The 19,874-nt window shown below is 69.8% G+C and carries 19 protein-coding genes, 1 tRNA gene and 1 pseudogene; 11 read left to right on the top strand and 10 right to left on the bottom strand.

What is annotated here, in order from left to right:
- Nucleotides 1–64: 64 nt before the first annotated feature.
- Entirely contained in the window at nt 65–904 is an 840-nt protein-coding gene (locus tag A0130_02420) for a hypothetical protein (GenBank protein ID ANF30678.1), read from the top strand.
- Nucleotides 905–907: 3 nt separating this feature from the next.
- Here A0130_02420 and A0130_02415 read toward each other — a convergent pair whose 3' ends face one another.
- Complete coding sequence (locus A0130_02415) at nt 908–1,483, bottom strand: PadR family transcriptional regulator (protein ANF30677.1); 576 nt, start codon at nt 1,481–1,483, stop codon at nt 908–910.
- 187 nt (nt 1,484–1,670) lie between these two features.
- On the opposite strand from A0130_02415, the gene A0130_02410 reads away from it, so the two are divergent.
- The gene (locus tag A0130_02410) at nt 1,671–2,174 is read left to right on the top strand and encodes a hypothetical protein (protein ANF30676.1); all 504 of its coding nucleotides are present in this window, start codon (nt 1,671–1,673) and stop codon (nt 2,172–2,174) included.
- 101 nt (nt 2,175–2,275) lie between these two features.
- On the opposite strand, the gene A0130_02405 is transcribed toward A0130_02410, so the two are convergent.
- From A0130_02405 to A0130_02380, 6 genes are all read right to left on the bottom strand, one after another.
- Nucleotides 2,276–3,511: a beta-ketoacyl-[acyl-carrier-protein] synthase II gene (locus A0130_02405; GenBank protein ID ANF30675.1), complete on the bottom strand. Its 1,236-nt coding sequence runs from the start codon at nt 3,509–3,511 to the stop codon at nt 2,276–2,278.
- Between the two features lie 106 nt (nt 3,512–3,617).
- Nucleotides 3,618–3,869 (bottom strand): acyl carrier protein, encoded by a 252-nt coding sequence (locus A0130_02400; GenBank protein ID ANF30674.1) that lies wholly within the window; start codon nt 3,867–3,869, stop codon nt 3,618–3,620.
- Nucleotides 3,870–3,913: 44 nt separating this feature from the next.
- Nucleotides 3,914–4,918 (bottom strand): 3-oxoacyl-ACP synthase, encoded by a 1,005-nt coding sequence (locus A0130_02395; GenBank protein ID ANF30673.1) that lies wholly within the window; start codon nt 4,916–4,918, stop codon nt 3,914–3,916.
- Entirely contained in the window at nt 4,918–5,838 is a 921-nt protein-coding gene (locus A0130_02390; protein ANF30672.1) for an ACP S-malonyltransferase, read from the bottom strand. Before A0130_02390 ends, A0130_02395 begins: the two co-directional genes overlap by 1 nt.
- A gap of 84 nt (nt 5,839–5,922) precedes the next feature.
- Entirely contained in the window at nt 5,923–7,164 is a 1,242-nt protein-coding gene (locus A0130_02385; GenBank protein ID ANF30671.1) for a PucR family transcriptional regulator, read from the bottom strand.
- Nucleotides 7,145–9,871: a pyruvate dehydrogenase (acetyl-transferring), homodimeric type gene (locus A0130_02380; protein ID ANF30670.1), complete on the bottom strand. Its 2,727-nt coding sequence runs from the start codon at nt 9,869–9,871 to the stop codon at nt 7,145–7,147. Before A0130_02380 ends, A0130_02385 begins: the two co-directional genes overlap by 20 nt.
- Nucleotides 9,872–10,028: 157 nt before the next feature.
- Between A0130_02380 and A0130_02375 the strand changes: the two genes are divergently transcribed.
- Both A0130_02375 and A0130_02370 read left to right on the top strand, forming a co-directional pair.
- Entirely contained in the window at nt 10,029–10,499 is a 471-nt protein-coding gene (locus A0130_02375) for a peroxiredoxin (GenBank protein ANF30669.1), read from the top strand.
- A 149-nt stretch (nt 10,500–10,648) separates the two neighbouring features.
- Nucleotides 10,649–10,724 (top strand) — tRNA-Val (locus A0130_02370).
- Between the two features lie 53 nt (nt 10,725–10,777).
- On the opposite strand, the gene A0130_02365 is transcribed toward A0130_02370, so the two are convergent.
- Both A0130_02365 and A0130_02360 read right to left on the bottom strand, forming a co-directional pair.
- On the bottom strand, nt 10,778–11,137 hold the full coding sequence (locus A0130_02365) for a hypothetical protein (GenBank protein ID ANF30668.1): 360 nt from the start codon (nt 11,135–11,137) through the stop codon (nt 10,778–10,780).
- Between the two features lie 104 nt (nt 11,138–11,241).
- On the bottom strand, nt 11,242–11,853 hold the full coding sequence (locus A0130_02360; protein ANF30667.1) for a TetR family transcriptional regulator: 612 nt from the start codon (nt 11,851–11,853) through the stop codon (nt 11,242–11,244).
- A 99-nt stretch (nt 11,854–11,952) separates the two neighbouring features.
- On the opposite strand from A0130_02360, the gene A0130_02355 reads away from it, so the two are divergent.
- From A0130_02355 to A0130_02330, 6 genes and pseudogenes are all read left to right on the top strand, one after another.
- Nucleotides 11,953–13,242 carry a hypothetical protein gene (locus tag A0130_02355; protein ANF30666.1) on the top strand — a complete coding sequence of 430 codons (1,290 nt, stop codon included), beginning with the start codon at nt 11,953–11,955 and terminating at the stop codon, nt 13,240–13,242.
- A 22-nt stretch (nt 13,243–13,264) separates the two neighbouring features.
- Nucleotides 13,265–15,542: pseudogene (locus tag A0130_02350) on the top strand (glycosyl hydrolase).
- A 107-nt stretch (nt 15,543–15,649) separates the two neighbouring features.
- Complete coding sequence (locus A0130_02345; protein ID ANF30665.1) at nt 15,650–16,405, top strand: 3-oxo-5-alpha-steroid 4-dehydrogenase; 756 nt, start codon at nt 15,650–15,652, stop codon at nt 16,403–16,405.
- 46 nt (nt 16,406–16,451) lie between these two features.
- Entirely contained in the window at nt 16,452–17,519 is a 1,068-nt protein-coding gene (locus tag A0130_02340) for a hypothetical protein (protein ID ANF30664.1), read from the top strand.
- Between the two features lie 115 nt (nt 17,520–17,634).
- A complete protein-coding gene (locus A0130_02335) occupies nt 17,635–18,063 on the top strand; it encodes a hypothetical protein (GenBank protein ANF30663.1) in 429 nt (142 codons plus the stop codon).
- Nucleotides 18,063–18,605, top strand: a complete 543-nt coding sequence (locus A0130_02330; protein ID ANF30662.1) for a hypothetical protein — start codon at nt 18,063–18,065, stop codon at nt 18,603–18,605. Before A0130_02335 ends, A0130_02330 begins: the two co-directional genes overlap by 1 nt.
- Nucleotides 18,606–18,642: 37 nt before the next feature.
- Here the strand turns inward: A0130_02330 and A0130_02325 are convergent, their stop codons facing one another.
- Nucleotides 18,643–18,903, bottom strand: coding sequence for a hypothetical protein (locus tag A0130_02325; GenBank protein ANF33263.1), 261 nt, complete (start codon nt 18,901–18,903; stop codon nt 18,643–18,645).
- A 121-nt stretch (nt 18,904–19,024) separates the two neighbouring features.
- Between A0130_02325 and A0130_02320 the strand changes: the two genes are divergently transcribed.
- Nucleotides 19,025–19,867, top strand: a complete 843-nt coding sequence (locus tag A0130_02320; GenBank protein ID ANF30661.1) for a class II glutamine amidotransferase — start codon at nt 19,025–19,027, stop codon at nt 19,865–19,867.
- Nucleotides 19,868–19,874: the final 7 nt, after the last annotated feature.

Here is a 19,874-nt window from a genome sequence, read left to right as displayed (position 1 = left end):
CCCACGCGGAATGCCCGAGTGTCGGAGTTGGTTACGAGCTACGACCTGATCGAGGATGGACACCATGACCGACACCGTGCAGACCGACCCGAACGCCGTCCTGGCCCGCTACCGCGCGCGCCGCGAGCAGGCGGTCACCGCACCGCAGGGCAACCTCGCGCTCGTGAACACCCAGTGGATCACCGGCGACCCCGAGTCGCAGCAGCCGGTTTGGGGTGTCCCCGGGCTCTGGTCGCCGCTGCCCGCCGGCCAGTCGGGGCTCAAGGTCACCGCGCAGGCGACCGACAACATCTTCGTCGACGACGTCCTCGTCGACGGCTCCGCGATCGTGCGCGGCAAGGACGACCCGAACCCGTCGGCGATCCGGTTCAGCGACACGCAGACCGGGTTCGTCATCGCCAGCGAGGCCGGCGACTACGCGCTGCGGGTGTGGGATGCGAACTCCGAGGACATCCAGAACTTCGGTTCGATCGACGCCTTCCCATTCAACCCGGAGTGGATCATCCAGGCCACGTTCTCGCCGATCGAGGGCGGCAAGACGGTCGGCTTCGAGCACCTGAAGGACGACGGCGCCACCCGCGACATGGTCATCCCGGGCGAGATCACCTTCACCAAGGGCGGCGTCGACTACAACCTCGCCGCGTTCAAGGCGGGCCGCGCGCTGCAGTTGGTCTTCGCGGACACCACGAACGGCGACAGCACCTACTCGGTGGGGCGCTTCCTCTTCGTCGTCCCGAACGAGGACGGCACGGTCACCCTCGACTTCAACCTCGCCGTGCTGCCGCCGTGCGCGTTCAGCTATAACTTCAACTGCCCGCTGCCGCCGGCGCAGAACCGCTTCGCGGTCCCGATCGAGGCGGGCGAGAAGAACGTCCTGAACAAGCAGGGCGAGCTGCTCCACTGACCCCTAGTCGGTGGCGGCGGTCTCGACCGCCGGACGGCGGCCGCGCCGGGGGCGCTCAGGGGACCGCGGCTGCACCAGCGCCCCCGGATGCGCCGCGAGCATCGCGGTGACCTCGTCCAGCCACTCGATGGCCGCTTTCGCGCCTAATTCGGCGGCGCGGTTCGCGGCCAGCAGCGCCCGCGAGTCCGCCTCGTGGGAGAGGTAGCGGATGCGCTCGGCGTAGGCCGCCCGGTACCCGTCGACGATGCGCAGCGCGTCCACGCCGTCGAGCGACGCCGCGATGAGCACCTGGTCCTGCATCTCGTCCCAGTCGGGTCGGCCATCCGCCGGGCCGTCGGCCAGCCAGGCCGCCGCAGCCTCCCGCCCCGTGTCGGTCAGCGCGTAGAGGGGGAGGCCGTCCTCCGTCGCGCCCGCCGACTCCACCAGACCCTGGTCGGTCATCCTGTCGAGCGTCGAGTAGACCTGCCCGGGGTTCAGCTGGCGCCGGTGCGCGGCCCGGCAGAGGAACTCGCTCTGAAGCTGCGAGCCGTAGGCGGGGCCCTGCGTCAGCAGCGCCAGGAAACCGTTCTGCACCGACATACTCGGTATGCTATTCCGCCCGGGCGTTCGTCAGGCGACCGAATCGCCGAATCACAATCTTGTAACTACCCGCGGTTCTCAGGCATAATCGTGGCAACGCGCGTGAGCGCATCCAATTTCATACGCCGAAGCACTCCATCCCGTTCCTGGTCGTAGGGGAAGACGCACCAACGAACGGAGGAGAACCATGTCGGCACACGCAGCTCGAGGGGTGCTCTACGTGCACTCCTCTCCCAGCGCGCTCTGCCCCCACATCGAGTGGGCGGCGGGTCGTGCTCTGGGTCGCGCGGTCAATTTCACGTGGGAGACACAGCCCGTGCTGAAGGGCGCCCAGCGGACCGAGTTCTTCTGGGACGGTCCCGCCGGTACCGGCGCACGGCTGGCGTCGGCGCTGCGCGGGTGGGAGCACCTGCGCTACGAGGTCACGGAGGACGCCGGTCACGGCACCGACGGCGGCCGGTGGATGCACACCCCCGACCTCGGCATCTTCTTCGCCCAAGTCGACACGGCCGGCAATATGGTCGTGCCGGAGGACCGCATCCGCTACGCCATGGAGATCGCCGGCGCCAACGCCCTCGAGCTGCACCGCGAACTGCGGCTTGCCCTCGGCCAGGCCTGGGACGACGAGCTGGAGCCGTTCCGGCACGCGCACGACGACACGTCGGTCATCTGGCTGCACAACGTCGGCTGACGGCTGAACCTCCCGCGGCGGGCCCGGCTCCGGCCGCCCGCACGCGGTGACACGCAGAAGGCCCCGGTCACGAGACCGGGGCCTTCTGCTGTGCGGAGGAATCAGTAGCTGCGGAACGCGGCCACGGCGTTGTGGCCGCCGAAGCCGAAGGAGTTGCTGATCGCCAGCTGTGCGCCGTCGCCCAGCGGCTGCGGCTCGCCCTTCACCTGCAGCGGGATCGCCGGGTCCATCTCGGTGATGTTGATCGTCGGCGGGGCCTGGCGGTCGCGGATCGCGAAGATCGTGAAGACCGCCTCCAGCGCTCCGGTGCCGCCGAGGAGGTGCCCGGTGGACGCCTTCGTGGCCGACACCGGGATGCCGTGCACCCGGTCGCCGAACACCTCGCGCAGGGCGACGTACTCGGACGGGTCGCCGACCGGCGTGCTCGTCGCGTGGGCGTTGATGTGCGTGACGTCGTCCGGGGTGGCGCCCGCCTGGCGCAGCGCCAGGTGGACGGCCCGGCTGGCGCCGCGGCCCTCGGGGTCGTTCGCGGTGATGTGGTACGAGTCGGCGGTCACGCCGCCGCCGGCGAGCTCCGCGTAGATGCGGGCGCCGCGGGCGAGCGCGTGCTCCTCGGTCTCGAGCACGAGGCTGGCCGCGCCCTCGCCCATGACGAAGCCGTCACGGTCGACGCTGTACGGGCGGGAGGCGTGCGCCGGGTCGTCGTTGCGGCGCGACAGCGCCTGCATCGACGAGAACGACGCGACGGTGATGGGGTGGATGGCCGACTCGGTTCCGCCCGCGATGACCACGTCGGCGAGGCCCGCCTGCAGGTGCTCGTAGGCGTTGACGAGGGACTCGGTGCTCGACGCGCACGCGGAGGCGACGGTGCGGGCGAACGCGCGGGCCTCGAAGTGCATGGAGACGGCGGCCGAGGCCGCGTTCGGCATGAGCATCGGCACGGTCATCGGCAGCACGCGGCGCGGGCCGCGGTCGCGGAGGGTGTCCCAGGCGTCGAGCAGCGTCCACACGCCGCCGATGCCGGTGGCGTAGTCGACGCCGAGGCGCTCGGGCGCGACGTCCGGGCGGCCGGCGTCCTCCCAGGCCTCCATGGCGGAGATCAGCGCGAACTGGCTGGACGGGTCGAGGCGCTTGGCGACGGGACGCTCCAGCACCTCCTCGGGGCGCACCTTCGCCTCGGCGGCGAACGTGACGGGGAGCTCGTACTGGGCGACCCAGTCGTGCTCGAGCGTGCGGGCTCCGGACTCGCCGGCGAGCAGCGCGGTCCAGCTCTCAGGGGCGGTGCCACCGAGCGGCGAGGATGCGCCCACGCCGGTGACGACGATCTTCTTGGTCATAACGGCAACTCTCTGTGAGTGGAGTCGCGGGAGTCAGAGCGCTCCCGCACGCGCGGGCGGCGATCCGGGGGGAGCGCCGCCCGCGCGGAGAAATCAGGCCTGAGCCTTAGGCGTCCTGCGCCTTGACGATGAACTCGACCGCGTCTCCGACGGTCTTGAGGTTCTTGACCTCCTCGTCGGGGATCTTGACGTCGAACTTGTCCTCGGCGTTGACCACGATGGTCATCATCGAGATCGAGTCGATGTCGAGGTCGTCCGTGAACGACTTGTCCAGCTCAACCGTGTCGGTCGCGATGCCGGTCTCGTCGTTGATGAGCTCGGCCAGGCCGGCAAGAACTTCTTCGGTGGACAATGCCATGGTTTTCTCTCCTTGAGGGGGTGTCGTTGTGACCGGGAAACAGTCTAGGGCAGCACGACGACCTGGGCGCCGAAGACCAGACCGGCGCCGAAGCCGATCTGGAGCGCCAGACCGCCGCTCAGCTCCGGGTGCTCCTGGAGCAGTCGGTGGGTCGCGAGGGGGATGGACGCGGCGGACGTGTTGCCCGTCGTCTCGATGTCGCGCGCGATCGCGACGGTCTCGGGCAGCTTGAGCTGCTTGGCGAACTCGTCGACGATGCGCATGTTCGCCTGGTGGGGGATGAACGCCGCGAGCTGGTCGGGGGCGACCCCGGCCTCGTCCAGGGCGCGCTTGGCGACCTTCGCCATCTCCCACACGGCCCAGCGGAAGACCGTCTGGCCCTCCTGGCGGAGCGTGGGCCACTCCTTCTCGCCGTCGCGGAACTCGGTGAGCGTGCCGTTCATCCCGACCGCGTCGGCCTTGGAGCCGTCGGAGCCCCAGACCGTCTTCGAGATGCCCGGGTACTCGCTCGGGCCGATGACCACGGCGCCCGCGCCGTCGCCCAGCAGGAAGGAGATGGTGCGGTCGGTCGGGTCGACGACGTCGGACAGCTTCTCGGCGCCGACGACGAGCGCGTAGTGGGCGACGCCCGCGCGGATGAGCGCATCCGCCTGGGCGATGCCGTACGTGTATCCGGCGCAGGCGGCGTTCATGTCATAGGCCGCGGCCGGGTTCGAGCCGACGCGGTCGGCGAGCACGGCGGCGAGCGACGGCGTCTGCTGCACGTTCGAGATGGTGGCGACGATCACCGCGTCGATGAGCGACGGGTCGACGCCGGACTTCGCGATGGCCTCCTTCGAGGCCTCGGTGGCGAGGTCGACGGCGAGGACGTCGTGGCTGGCCCGCGTGCGCGTGATGATGCCGGTGCGCTGCCGGATCCACTCGTCGGAGGAGTTGATCGGGCCGACCAGGTCGTCGTTCGGCACGACGAGGTCGCCGCGCGCCGCGCCGATCGAGAGGATGCGGGTGTACTGCGGGCCGTGCGACTGCTGCAGCGTGGGGTGGGTCATCAGGCCTCCTGGTCGATGAGGTCGAAGGCGGCCGGCAGGTCGTCCGGGGTCTTGATGGCGACGGTCGGGACGCCCTTGAGGCCGCGCTTGGCGAGTCCGACCAAAGCGCCCGCGGGGGCGACCTCGATGAGACCGGTGACCCCGGCCTGCTCGAACGCCTTCATGTCGAGGTCCCAGCGCACCGGCGACGAGACCTGCCCGACGAGCAGGCGGAGGAACTCGGCGCCGTCGGTCACCTCGGAGCCGTCCTTGTTGGTCCAGAGGCGCAGGGTCGGGTCGTTCGTCGTCAGCGTGGACGCGAACTCCTCCAGCGCGGGGACGGCCGGAGCCATGTAGCGCGTGTGGAACGCGCCGGCGACCTGCAGCGGGATCACGCGTGCACGGGCCGGCGGGTTCTCGGCCAGCTGGGCCAGCGCGTCCAGGGCTCCCGCGACCACGATCTGACCGCCGCCGTTGTAGTTGGCGGGGGAGAGGCCCAGCTCGTCGAGGCGCGCGAGGAGCTCGCCCTCGTCAGCACCGAGGACCGCGCTCATGCCGGTCTGCACCTCGGCGGCCGCCGTGGCCATCGCGGCGCCGCGCTCGCGCACGAACGCGACGGCATCGGTCTCGCTCAGCACGCCCGCACCGGCCGCGGCCGTCAACTCGCCGACCGAGTGCCCGGCGATCCCGCCGACGCGCTCGCGGCGACCGTCGGCGAACAGGGCGGACAGCGTCAGCAGGCCGGCCGAGACGATCAGCGGCTGCGCCACCGCGGTGTCGCGGATGGTGTCGGCGTCGCTCACGGTGCCGTGCGCGACGAGGTCGATGCCGACCGCGTCGGAGATGCCGGTGAGCTGATCGCGGAACGAGGATTCGGCGAGCCAGGGCTCGAGGAAGCCCGGGGTCTGGGATCCCTGCCCCGGGCACACGATGACGATCACGGTTTCCAGTCTGCCAATCTTCCGCTGGGCGGATGTGTCGGATGGATACGAAGTATTCGAAGAATGCTTGTGGCTGTCTACAACTCAGCCGCCGCGCCGAGGCGAATCCGGCTCGTTGATCGAGCCGACGATGAGCGCCGCCTGCAGGATGAGCGCCTCGCGCGCGCCCGTCGCATCCCAGCCGATGACCTCCGACACGCGCTTCAGCCGGTATCGGACCGTGTTGGGATGCACGAACAGCTCGCGCGCCGTCGCCTCCAGCGAGCGGCCGTTGTCGAGGTAGCACCAGAGCGTCGTCAGCAGCTCGGACGAGTACGCCTGCAGTGGGCGGTAGATGCGGCTGATCAGCGTGGCGCGGGCGAGGCCGTCGCCCGCGAGCGCCCGCTCCGGCAGCAGGTCGTCGGCGTGCACCGGACGCGGGCAGTTGCGCCACGCCTTCGCCACCGCGAACCCGGCGAGGGCCGCCTTGGCGCTCTTGGACGCGTCCACCAGGCTCGGAACCTCGTGGCCGAGCACCAGGTGGCCCGGTCCGAACCCGGGCTCGAGCTGGGAGGCGATCTCGAGGAACGAGACCACCGGAGCCGGGCCGATCGCGTCGTCCGGGGTGCTGTCGCTCGGCCACGCCCGGCCGATCACCAGGACGAGCCGGCTGCCCTGCACGCCGATCAGCACGTCCGCCGACATGTGCCGCGCGGTGCGGCGCAGCTGGTCGACATCGAGCATCTTCGGCGCGGTGCCGACGAGCACGCTGACCTCACCGTGCCCGTGCCAGCCGAGGGCGGCGATCCGGCTGGGCAGTTCGTCGTCGTACTCGCCGGTCAGGATGCTGTCGACGACCAGAGCCTCGAGCCGCGCGTCCCAGAGGCCGCGGGCCTCGGCGGCGCGCGCGTAGACGTCTGCCGCGGCGAACGCGATCTCCCGCGAGTAGAGCAGGATGGCCTCCCGCAGGTCCTCGCCGCCCGCCGATTTGACCCGCTCCTCGACGACCTCCACGGTGATCTTGATCAGCTGGAGGGTCTGCTGCAGGCTCACGCTGCGCAGCAGCTCGCGCGGGGCGGCGCCGAACACGTCGGCTGCGATCCACGGCGTCGACCGCGGGTCGTCGTACCACGAGATGAACGACGAGATGCCCGCCTGGGCCACCAGGCCGACGGCGCTGCGCCGGCCCGGTGGCATGTCGCGGTACCAGGGAAGGGTGTCCTCGAGCTTCTTGAGCGTGGTCGTGGCCAGCTCACCCGAGATCTTGCGCAGCCACGCGAGCGTCTCGGGCTTCGTCCTCTCTACCTGGCTTCCTGCCACGGCGGTGTTACGCCTCGCCGCCCGCAGAACCGGTGGTGCCGGCGTTGACGTCGTGCAGCAGGTACTTCTCGATCGCCCACGCGGGAGCGTTCGGGTCGACCTGGCCGCGGGCCGCGAGCAACTCGAGCGTGCGGACCACCATCGACGGGCCGTCGATCTTGAAGAAGCGGCGCGCGGCCGGGCGGGTGTCCGAGAAGCCGAAGCCGTCGGCGCCGAGCGTGGCGTACTCGCCGGGCACGAACTGACGGATCTGGTCGGGCACCGCGTGCTCGTAGTCGGTCACGGCGACGAACGGACCCTCGGCGTCCTGCAGCTTGCGGGTGACGTACGGCACCTGCTTCTCCTGCTGCGGGTAGAGGAAGTTGTGCTCCTCCGCCTTGAGGCCGTCGCGGCGCAGCTCGCCCCACGAGGTGACGCTCCACACGTCGGCCGAGACGCCCCAGTCCTGCGCCAGCAGCTGCTGGGCCTCGAGCGCCCACGGGACCGCGACACCGGACGCGAGCAGCTGGGCCTTCGGGCCCTGGTTCTCGGCGACGCGGAGGCGGTGGATGCCGTGGACGATGCCGTCCACATCCACGCCCTCGGGCTCGGCCGGCTGCACCATCGGCTCGTTGTAGACCGTCAGGTAGTACATGACGTTCGGGTCAGGGTGATTGCCGCCGTACATGCGCTCCAGGCCGGCGCGCACGATGTGGCCGATCTCGTAGCCGTACGCCGGGTCGTACGAGACGACCGCCGGGTTCGTCGCGGCGAGCAGGGGGGAGTGGCCGTCGGCGTGCTGCAGGCCCTCGCCGGTCAGCGTGGTGCGGCCGGCGGTGGCGCCGATGAGGAAGCCGCGCGCCATCTGGTCGCCCGCCGCCCACAGCGCGTCGCCCGTGCGCTGGAACCCGAACATCGAGTAGAAGACGTAGACCGGGATGAGCGGCTCGCCCTGCGTCGAGTACGACGTGCCGACGTTGGTGAACGCGGCGACCGCGCCCGCCTCGTTGATGCCGACGTGGATGATCTGGCCCTGCGGGCTCTCCTTGTAGGCCAGGAGCAGCTCGCGGTCGACCGAGGTGTAGTTCTGGCCGTTCGGGTTGTAGATCTTCGCGTTCGGGAAGAACGCGTCCATGCCGAAGGTGCGCGCCTCGTCCGGGATGATCGGGACGATCCGCTTGCCCCACTCCTTCGAGCGCAGCAGGTCTTTCAGCAGGCGGACGAACGCCATGGTCGTGGCGACCTCCTGCGTGCCCGACCCCTTCTTGGAGATCGCGTACGAGGAGTCGTCCGGCAGGTCGAACTGCGTGTACTTCGCGCGGCGCTCGGGCACGTAGCCGCCCAGGTCGCGGCGGCGCTCGTGCAGGTACTTGATCGTCTCGTCCTCGGCGCCGGGGTTGTAGTACGGCGGGAGGTAAGGGTTCTCCTCGAGCTGCGCGTCCGACACCGGGATGCGCATCGCGTCGCGGAACGCCTTCAGGTTGTCGAGCGTCATCTTCTTCATCTGGTGGGTCGCGTTGCGGCCCTCGAACGACGGACCGAGCCCGTAGCCCTTGATGGTCTTGGCGATGATGACGGTCGGCTGGCCGGTGTGCTCCACGGCCGCCTTGAACGCCGCGTAGACCTTGCGGTAGTCGTGACCGCCGCGCTTGAGGCCCCACACCTGGTCGTCGGTGTAGTCCTTGACCAGGTCGAGGGTGCGCGGGTCGCGGCCGAAGAAGTTCTCACGGACGTACGCGCCGTTCTCGGTCTTGTACGTCTGGTAGTCGCCGTCCGGCGTCTGGTTCATGAGGTTGACCAAGGCGCCGTCGGTGTCGCGAGCGAGCAGGTCGTCCCACTCGCGGCCCCAGATCACCTTGATGACGTTCCAGCCGGCGCCGCGGAAGTAGCTCTCCAGCTCCTGGATGATCTTGCCGTTGCCGCGCACCGGGCCGTCGAGCCGCTGCAGGTTCGCGTTGATGACGAAGGTGAGGTTGTCGAGCTTCTCGTTCGCCGCCACCTGGAGCTGGCCGCGCGACTCGACCTCGTCCATCTCGCCGTCGCCGAGGAACGCCCAGACGTGCTGGTCGGAGGCGTCCTTGATGCCGCGGTTGGTGAGGTACTTGTTGAGCTGCGCCTGGTAGATCGCGTTGATCGGGCCGAGACCCATCGACACGGTCGGAAACTGCCAGAAGTCGGGCATGAGGCGCGGGTGCGGGTAGCTGGAGAGGCCGCCGCCGGCGTGGGACTTCTCCTGGCGGAAACCGTCGAGCTGGTCGGCGCTGAGCCGGCCCTCGAGGAACGCGCGGGCATAGACGCCGGGGGAGGCGTGGCCCTGGAAGAAGACCTGGTCGCCGCCGCCGGGGTGGTCCTGGCCGCGGAAGAAGTGGTTGAAGCCGACCTCGAAGAGGGTCGCGCTGGAAGCGTAGCTGGAGAGGTGGCCGCCGACCGCGATGCCGGGGCGCTGCGCGCGGTGCACCATGATGGCCGCGTTCCAGCGGATCCACGCGCGGTAGCGGCGCTCGATCTCCTCATCGCCGGGGAACGCGGGCTCGTCCTCCGCGGAGATGGTGTTGATGTAGTCCGTCGTCGGGACCATCGGGACGCCGAGGTGCAGCTCGGACGAGCGCTTCAGCAGGCTGAGCATGATCTCGCGAGCACGCTCGTGGCCATGGGCCGCAACCAGTTGGTCGAGGGATTCCCGCCACTCGGCGGTCTCCTCCGGGTCCGAATCGATGTTGTTCACCGAGTACGGGTCCTGGTCGTTTACAGTCACCCTCGACCTCTTTCTTGTGTCGGATGGATCGTGGACGTGCCGCTGGGCTGTCGGTTCTCGACAAGCGTGGACACCATCCTTCAGCCTAGCCGCACTCCGGGCTCGGTGTTGACCGCACGGTTGGCGCTCCCATCGGACAGGTTTATGCTGTCTCCTCGTGGCTCTTGAGAACGACACCCAGGCACCCGACTTCGAGTTGCTGAACCAGTACGGCGAGACCGTGCGGCTCAGCGACTTCCGCGGACGCAAAGCGGTCGCGCTGGTCTTCTTCCCGCTCGCGTTCTCGGGCACGTGCACCGGAGAGCTGTGCGCTCTGCGCGACAACCTCGCCCTCTTCGAGGACCACCGGGTCGAGCTGCTCGCGATCTCGGTCGACTCCAAGTACGCGCTGCGCGCGTGGGCGGAGCAGGAGGGCTACTCCTTCTCCCTGCTGGCCGACTTCTGGCCGCACGGCGAGATCGCGAAGGAGTACGGGGTGTTCCTCCCCGAGAAGGGCTTCGCGAACCGCGCGACCTTCCTCGTCGACGAGCGCGGCATCATCCGCGCGTCGTTCATCACCGCGCCGGGCGAGGCCCGCTCGATCGACTCCTACCGCGCCGCACTCGACCGCCTCCCCGCGCACGTCTGACCCGGTCCACTCTGCTTTGCCGCTCCTCCCGTTCAAAACGGAGGAGTCTGTGCGGTCCTAAGCCGATCGGCTCCTCCGCAACGCAACATCCTCCGGCGCGGCGGATCCGAACTCCTCCATTTCAGACCGGCTAGGCTGGTCGGCATCACGGGCCTTTAGCTCAGCTGGTAGAGCGCCACGTTTACACCGTGGATGTCGTCGGTTCGATCCCGGCAGGGCCCACGATCTCTGCATCGTCGTCGGTTCGCTGCTGAGCCGCGACGCGGTGCCGACACAACTCAAGGAAGCAGCCGGTCGCGGTCGAGATCTCCCCATACCGACGTGATTCGTCCTTCGTCGAAGCGGTAGACGGCGAACTCCGGGAGCCGTACGGTCCCACCGCTCGGCGTCGTGCCCGAGTCGCCGAGGTGCGCCGCCAGCCAGGGCTCGTCGATCACCAGGTGCCGAATCTCCCAATGGAAGTCGGGGAGGAGCGCGATCACTTCGGCGAGCCCGTCGCCGTACTCGCGAACGCTCATCACCCGGTCGTTGACCTCGACGCGATCGTGGACGAAGTCGCCCAGCGTGTCGAACCGGTGCTCATTACAGCGCACCAGATAGCTCCGGTACGTGACCTCGAGCGCCGCATCGCCATCCATACCGGAGCTTAGGCTTGCCCCGCCGGCGCCGCGCAAGCCCCACCACTCGTCTATGTGACTCAACACGCCGCTACGCCATCGGCGGTAACGGCGTGTTGCGGCAACTAGATGTCGCGGGCGGCGGGGGAGCGGGCGGCCAGGAGCGTGAACATCGCATCCACCGTCGCGGCCATGTCGACCGTCGGGTCCTGCAGCCACTGCAGCTGCATGCCGTCGGAGACCGCCTGGACGACGCGGGCCAGCGTCTCGGGGTCGACGCCGTCCGGCAGGTCGCCGGACTCCTGGCGCTGGGCCAGCGCCCGGGCGAACATCCGCCGCAGGGCCTCGCTGCGCTCGACGAAGTACGCGTGGGCGGGATGCGTCTCTTCGCCGGCCTCCACGGCCATCCGCGAGAACAGCTGCACCAGCCCCGGGACCTCCGCGTTGTGCCGGACGATCCCGACGAAACCCTCCCGCATCCGCTCGATGCCCGGGTTCTCGTCGATGCCGCCGAAACGCCGCGCATCCACCTCATCGCGCTTGCGGAGGATGGCGGTGAACAGCTCGTCCTTGCTGCCGAAGTAGTGCAGCAACCCGGCCTGCGACAGCCCGACGGCCTCGGCCAGCTCCTTCACCGACGCGCCATGCCAGCCCTCGCGCGCGATGACGTCGAGCGCGGCCTCCAGGATCTCCTCCCGCTTGGCCACACCCTTCGCGTACGCGCCCCGTCGTGCCATGACCCGAGCATAAACCCGAACGACGCTTGCTTTTCCAAAACCGAGTGACGTAAGGTTTTGCCACCATCCACGGTGGATGGTGAGAGGACCCCCACGACAATGACGTCAGACACCTCCGTCCCACCGGTCACGACCAACACCTTCGTCGGCACCGCAGCCGGGAACGACGACCCGCCCGCGCCGATCAAGGGCCTCGGCCGCCTGATGCTGTGGATCGTCCCCGCCAACCTCGGCATCTACCTGATCTGGGGCGCGCTGCCGGGCATCCTGCTCCCACAGCAGATCACCGTGCTGTTCGGCGAGCAGGACAAGGTCGCCAACCTGACGATCGCGGCGACGATCGGCGCCTTCGCCGCGATGATCGCGCAGCCGATCGCGGGGCAGATCTCCGACCGGACGCGGTCCCGCTTCGGGAGGCGCGCGCCCTGGATCGTCATCGGCTCACTCGCGGGCGGCCTGTCGCTGATCGGGCTCGCCTTCGCGAACACCCTGGTCGGCGTGGTCATCGCCTGGACGCTGGTGCAGATCAGCTACAACTTCGCGCAGGGCCCGCTGACCGCGATCATGCCCGACCGCGTCCCGCTCAAGCGCCGCGGCACCTTCGCCGCGCTGTCCGGCATCGGCCTCATGGTGGGCGCTCTCGGCGGCCAGATCGTCGGCTCCCTCTTCTTCAACAGCCTCACCGTCGGGTACGTGTTCTTCGCCGTGTTCTCGCTCGTCGTGCTGAGCCTGTTCGTCCTGTTCAACCCGGACTACTCGAGCACCCGCCTCGAGCGCGAGCCGTTCACCTTCGTCCAGTTCCTCAAGACCTTCTGGGTGAACCCGATCGCGCATCCCGACTTCTTCTGGGCGTTCACCGGCCGGCTGCTCCTCTACACCGGCTACTTCGCGGTGACCGGCTTCCAGCTGTTCCTGCTCACCGACTACTTCCACGTCGAGCACCCGGAACAGCTCATCCCGCTGCTCGGCCTGCTGAGCCTGGTCGGGATCATCATCTCGACGATCGTCTCCGGCCCGCTCTCCGACCGGTTCGGCCGCCGCAAGCCGTTCGTCTTCGCCTCCGCCGCTGTCGTCAGCCTCGGCTTCCTGCTGCCGTGGATCTGGCCGGACGTGAACGCCTGGATCATCATGACCGTGCTCTCGGGCTTCGGCTTCGGGATGTTCCAGGCCGTCGACACCGCGCTGATGAGCGAGGTGCTCCCGTCGGCGAAGTCGTTCGCGAAGGATCTCGGCGTCGTGAACATCGCCGCCACCCTCCCGCAGACCCTCGCCCCGGGAGTCGCCGGCGCCATCGTGCTCGCCTTCGGCTACGCCGCGCTCTTCCCGATCGCGATCGTCCTCGGCATCCTGGGGGCGCTGGCCGTGTGGCCCATCAAGGCGACCCGCTGACCATCACACCGAAAGGAACCCCATGACCGACACCACGACAGGCGCGCGCGCCGACCTCAGCGGACTGACCGTCGAGGAGAAGGCGGCGCTCACAAGCGGCGAGAGCTTCTGGCGCACCAAGGCGGTCGGCGACATCCCGTCCGTGATGCTCACCGACGGCCCGCACGGGCTGCGCAAGCAGCGCGAGGGCGGCGACCACCTCGGGATCGGCGACAGCGTCCCGGCCACCTGCTTCCCGCCGGCGGTCGCCCTCGGCTCCTCGTGGGATGTGGAGCTCGCCGAGCGCGTCGGCACCGCCCTGGGCGTCGAGTCGTCCATCGAGGACGTGGCCGTCATCCTCGGCCCGGGCATCAACATCAAGCGCTCCCCGCTGTGCGGCCGCAACTTCGAGTATCTCAGCGAGGACCCGATCGTCTCCGGCGTGCTCGGCGCGGGATCGTGCGCGGCATCCAATCGCAGGGCGTCGGCGCCTCGCTGAAGCACTTCGCGGCGAACAATCAGGAGGACGACCGGATGCGCTCCTCGTCCGACGTCGACCCGCGTCCACTGCGCGAGATCTACCTGCGCGGCTTCCAGCGGGTCGTCGAGGACGCCCAGCCGCACACGGTGATGTGCTCGTACAACCGCATCAACGGGGTGTTCGCCTCGGAGAACCGCTGGCTGCTCACCGACGTGCTGCGAGACGAGTGGGGCTTCGAGGGGCTGGTGGTCTCGGACTGGGGCGCGGTGAACGACCGAGTCTCGGCACTGCGGGCCGGTCTCGACCTGGAGATGCCGGGTACGGGGGGATCACCGACCAGCAGGTCGTCGCGGCCGTGAACGACGGGACGCTCGATGCGGCGGCGCTCGACGCGTCCGCGCAGCGCAACGCCGACCTCGCGGTCCGCTGGGCCGTCACCCCGCGTGTCGAGGGACCGCTCGACGTGGATGCGCACCACGCGCTCGCCCGCGAGGCCGCCTCCCGTTCCATCGTGCTGCTGAAGAACGACGAGGTCGACGGCGCTCCGCTGCTCCCACTGCGAGACGACCAGTCGATCGCGGTGATCGGCGCCTTCGCGGAGAAGCCGCGGTACCAGGGCGCGGGCTCGTCGATGATCCACCCGACCCGGCTGGATGACGCGCTCACCTCCATCCGCACGGTCGCGCCGCAGGCGTCGTACGCGCCGGGCTTCTCGCTCGCGTTGGATGTCACCGACGACGAGACCGCTCGCCTGCGCGACGAGGCCGTCGCCGCCGCGTCCAGCGCGTCGGTCGCGGTCGTGTTCGCGGGGCTTCCTGCGCGCCTGGAGTCCGAGGGCTACGACCGGGAGGACATCGACCTCCCGGCCGACCAGCTCGCGCTCATCGACGCGGTCGTCGCGGCGAATCCGCGCACGGTCGTCGTGCTGTCGAACGGCGGCGTGGTCGCGCTGCCGTTCGCCGGGTCCGTCCCGGCCATCGTCGAGGCGTGGCTGCTGGGGCAGGCTGGCGGTTCGGCCACGGCCGACGTGCTGTTCGGCGCCGTCGCGCCGTCCGGCAAGCTGACCGAGACCGTACCGCTCCGGCTCGAGGACACCCCCGCGTACCTCAACTTCCCGGGGGAGGAGGGGCACGTCCGCTATGGCGAGGGCATCTTCGTGGGCTACCGCTGGTACGACGCGCGGCGCATGGAGGTCGCTTTCCCGTTCGGCCACGGTCTCTCGTACACGGCGTTCGGATACGGGGATGCGACCGCGACGACGACCGCGGACGGCGATCTGGAGGTGCGCCTGACGGTCACGAACACCGGCCAGCGCGCCGGCCGCGAGGTCGTGCAGGCGTACATCTCGCTCCCCGGCTCGGGCGTGCAGCGCGCGCCGCGCGAGCTCAAGGGGTTCGCGTCCGTGGAACTGGCGCCGGGGGAGTCGCGCGAGGTCTCGATCCTCGTGCGTCGCCAGGACCTCGCGTACTGGGACGTCCGCGCCGACCGCTGGATCGTGGAGGGCGGCGACTACCTGGTCGAGGTCGGGGCCTCCAGCCGTGACCTGCGGACCTCGGCGACCGTCGGCGTCGCAGGGGACGAGGTGCGGCTGCCGCTGACGCGCGAGTCGTCGCTCGCCGAGGTGATGGCGCATCCCGTCGCCGGTCCGATGGTGCAGCAGGCGCTGGCCGGGATGTCGCAGATGCTCGAGGGGGCGTCGACGATCATGCCGGAGGGCGTGTCCATGGACAAGATGATGGGCTCGTTCCCGATCGGCCGCATCGGCATGATGGCCGGGGGGTCGGTCACGCCGGAGATGATCGACGGGCTGCTCGCGGCGGCCAACGCGCCCCAGCAGTAGCGCGGTGGAGCTGAGGGCAGCGCGGAGCGATGCCGCGACCCCAGCGCCGAGGGAGCCTGCGACCGAGGTAACGGACACCACGAGAACTCTGCCGCTACCCTGGCGGCATGCCCGAGGGACCGTACCGCTGGTTCGTGTACGCCGAGCTGCTGCTCGCCGCCGTCACCTTCGTCGCGCTGCTGTTCGTCGTCGCCCCGTACGGCGGGCGGCACGGGCGCGGCGGGTGGGGGCCGACCGTCCCGGCGCGTGTCGCCTGGGTGGTGATGGAGGCGCCGGCGTCCATCCTCTTCGCGGCGTTCTACCTGCTGGGCGAGCACCGCTTCGAGCTCGTGCCCCTGCTGTTCCTGCTGCTCTGGCAGGTGCACTACGTGTACCGGGCGTTCGTGTACCCGTTCCTGATGCGGTCGGGATCGCGGATGCCAGTGCTCGTCATGCTGCTGGCCATCCTGTTCAACCTGCTCAACGCGTGGGTCAACGCGCGGTGGATCTCCGAGTACGGCGTGTACCCGGCCGCCTGGCTCGCGGACCCGCGGTTCTGGATCGGCGTGGCGCTGTTCGCGGGCGGACTCGCGCTGAACATGCGGTCGGACCGGACTCTGCGGCGGCTCCGCGGCGACGGCAGCGGCGGGTACCGCATCCCGCACAGCGGCGGCTTCCGCTATGTGTCGAGCCCGAACTACCTCGGCGAGATCGTCGAGTGGACGGGGTGGGCCGTCGCGACCTGGTCGCTCGCGGGCCTCGCGTTCGCGCTCTACACCGTGGCGAACCTCGCGCCGCGGGCCGTGTCCAATCACCGCTGGTACCGCTCGACGTTCCCGGACTATCCGCCCGAGCGCCGGGCCCTCATCCCGTTCGTGCTCTGACGGTGTCGGCGGCCCCGCTTAGGCTCTGCCGGAGAGGAGGGATGCGGTGACCGAGAGCGTCGAGCAGTGGTGGGCGCGCCGCCAGTGGTCGAAAAGGGCGGCGGTGCCGTACCCGATCGGGCGCTACCGCACCGACTGGGAGCGGTATCCCGTGCTCGTGCGGCAGTACTATCCCGACCTCAACCACGGGATCACGCTGACCCAGATCCCGCCCGCGGCCGACGTGTACCTGGTGTGGGAGTGCGACTCGGGTCACATATTCGTCGCGACGCCGGAGGAGCAGCGGTCGCGCCCGGGCGGAACCCGGCGACGGTCGGTGTGGTGCCCGCAATGCGCCGAGCTGGCGGCGCCGCGCGGTGTGAAGATGCCGAAGCCGGATGCGGGGCTGCATATCTGCGGGCACGCGCGCGACCTGCGCCGCATCGAGAACGTCCCAAACGACGACCGGTGCTACCTGTGCCGGCGCCTCGACCGCGAGACGCTGACGCGCGAGCAGCTGGTGAGCATGGCGGCCCCCGGTTCACGCGTGGCGGTGTCGTCGGCGAACAGCACAGCGGGGAAGTTCTCGTGGCAGTGCCAGGAGGGCCATCCCGCTTACCAGGCGACGATCGAGCGCATCCTCGGCGGGCGTCGGTGCCCGATCTGCCGGCACGCGCGCGGCGGGGCCGACCGGGTCGCGGTGGGGGAGGCGTTCGTCAGTCGGTGGGCGCCGGTTCCCGCGTCCGCCGCCGAACCGGAGTTGAAGCGGCGGCTGGCGGCGCGACTGGATGTGTCGCTCGACGCCAACGCCGTGCGGGTGGCGAGGCCGTTCCACGCGCACCTCGAGGTCTGGCCGGACATCCTCATCCCCGAGCTGAAGGTCGCCATCGAGTACGACACCACCGGGCGGCACGGCCTGGAGCACGTGGGCCCGCGCGAGGAGTCGGATCGCCGCAAGGACCGCCTGCTGCGCGCCGTCGGCTGGGAGGTCGTCCGGGTGCGGTGCGGAAAGCTGCAGCCGATCGGGCCGTTCGACGTGTCGGCCGGCGGCGTGACCGACGCGCTCGTCGACCGGATTCTCGGGCGATTGGGTGAGATCCGCGGCGAACTGTTCGTGGCCGCGTACCGGCGCTGAGTGAGCCCGATCCTTCGCATGCTTTTCCGGATCTCTGCGCTCTGGTGACGCGCCCGCACCGCTCGCTACGCTGAGCGGCGAACGGGCATCCACGAGCTCTCACGAGGAGGACACCATGCCGTCGACCCTGAACCCCTACCTCAACTTCCGCGCGTCCGCGCGCGAGGCGATGGACTTCTACCAGTCCGTCTTCGGCGGTGAAGTGCAGCGCAGCACCTTCGCCGACTACCAGATGGCGCAAGACCCCGCGGACAACGACCTGATCATGCACTCGCAGCTCACGTCGCCGAGCGGCTTCACCCTGATGGCCGCCGACGTCCCCGCCCACATGGACCTCCAGGAGGGCTCGAACATCTCCATCTCGCTGAGCGGGGACGACGAGGCGGAGCTCACCGGCTACTGGGACAAGCTGATCGAAGGCGGCACCGTGCTCGAGCCGCTCAACAAGGCGCCCTGGGGCGACAGCTTCGGCATGGCGATCGACCGGTTCGGCGTGCAGTGGTTGGTGAACATCGCGGGCACACCGCAGGCGTCGAGCGACTGATGACCGCCGAGGGCGACCACGCTCGGGAGGAGGATGCCGCCGCGCGGGACCGTCCGGTGATCGTCGGAGTGCACCGGGGTCAATCGCGGGCCGTGCTGATAGAGGCGGCTCGGCTGGCGGTCGAGCTGAGCAGGCCATTGCTCTGCGCCTATGTGTCGGAGGACAGCTACCTCACCGAGTGGGACAAGCCCGGCGAGGTCGCGGAGGAGTCACTGCATCCGACCGAGGTGGGAGCGGGGGAGGGCGAAGCCGCGCTGGCACTCACATCCGCGATCGAGTCGGCGCTGGCCGACACCGGCATCGCGCCGATCGCCTGGTCGGTGCGGCTGCTCGCGGGAGACCCGGCCAAGGCGCTGGGTCGGCTGGCGGCCGAGACGGATGCGCGGCTCGTCGTCGTCGGGACGCATCGGCCCGGCTTCTCCAACACGCTGGAGAACTGGCTGGCCGGCTCCGTCGGCGCGCGGCTGACGCACGACCAGCGGAGACCGGTCGTCGTGGTGCCGGTTACGGCGAAAGACCTCGCGACGCCGACGATCGCATGACCGGGCCGGCGATCGACCGGCCGGGCCGAAGCGCGTGTCAGCCGCGCAGTTCCCGTAACGCCGCGTCGAACGACCGGAAGTACGTGCGGCGCCCTGGCCGCCCGATCTGCGTGACCTCGAACATGCCGTCCAGCTGAAGGACGAAGCCGACGACGGAGGGTGCTCCGAGCGCGGCGGCCTCGGCATCGCTGATCCGCCACTCGTGGTCCGAGATCTCCGCCACCTCCAGCCCTTGCCGAAGGAAGACCGTGCGCGTCGTCATGCGTCCAGTGAAGCGGACCGCGTGTTCTGCGGCCAGGCCTTGACAGCGCCCAGACGAAGGAGTGACGGCCGTTTTCTGTATTCCCGCCATGCGTCGCCGCGGGTTAGGGTGCGGCCGTCCGCACCCGGACGCATCCGGAACCTCGGGGAGGAAAGTCATGTGCCGTTGGCTCGCATACTCGGGGGAGCCGTTGAAGCCCGCCGAGCTCATCCTGGACACGCAGCACTCGCTGGTCGCCCAGTCGCTCAACTCGCCGCTCGGCAACGAGACCGTGAACGGCGACGGCTTCGGGTTCGGCTGGTACGGCGGCGACCCAGTGCAGGGGGCCACACCGTCCCTCTTCCACAGCATCGAGCCGGCGTGGCACGACGAGAACCTCCGCGAGCTCACCAACGCCATCAGCAGCCCGCTGTTCTTCGGGCACGTGCGCGCGGCGGCCGGACCGCCCATCCAGCAGAGCAACTGCCACCCGTTCCGCTACGAGAACTGGCTGTTCATGCACAACGGCTTCCTCGACGGGTTCACGAAGACCAAGCGCGAGCTGTCCTTCGCCGTCGACCCCTCGCTGTACCCGCTCATCCACGGCACGACGGACTCCGAGGTGCTGTTCTACCTCGCCCTCACGGAGGGTCTGCAGGACGACCCCATCGCCGGGCTCGGGCGCGCGATCCGCCGGGTCGAGGAGGAGGGGAGGAAGGTCGGAATCCAGTACCCGATGCAGGGCACGGTCGCGGTGTCGGACGGCCGCACCCTGTGGGCCTTCCGCTACTCCACGGCGCACAAGAGCCGGACCCTGTTCCACTCGACGGCCATCCCGGAGCTGCGCGAGCTGTACCCGGATGCGGCGAGGCTCGACGTGTTCGGCGAGAAGGCGAAGGTGGTGGTCTCAGAGCCGCTGACGGACATGCCCGGTGCATTCATCGAGGTGGAGGAGTCGACCGTCGCCATCCTCGACGACGACGGCTATCGGCACCAGGACTTCCTGCGGGAGGCGGCCTGAGCGGCGG

This window comes from Leifsonia xyli (genome assembly GCA_001647635.1).
In the GTDB taxonomy this organism is placed as follows: domain Bacteria; phylum Actinomycetota; class Actinomycetes; order Actinomycetales; family Microbacteriaceae; genus Leifsonia; species Leifsonia xyli_A.
The sequence above is the reverse complement of the archived record's forward strand: the minus strand, read 5'-3'. Positions and strand labels throughout refer to the sequence as shown.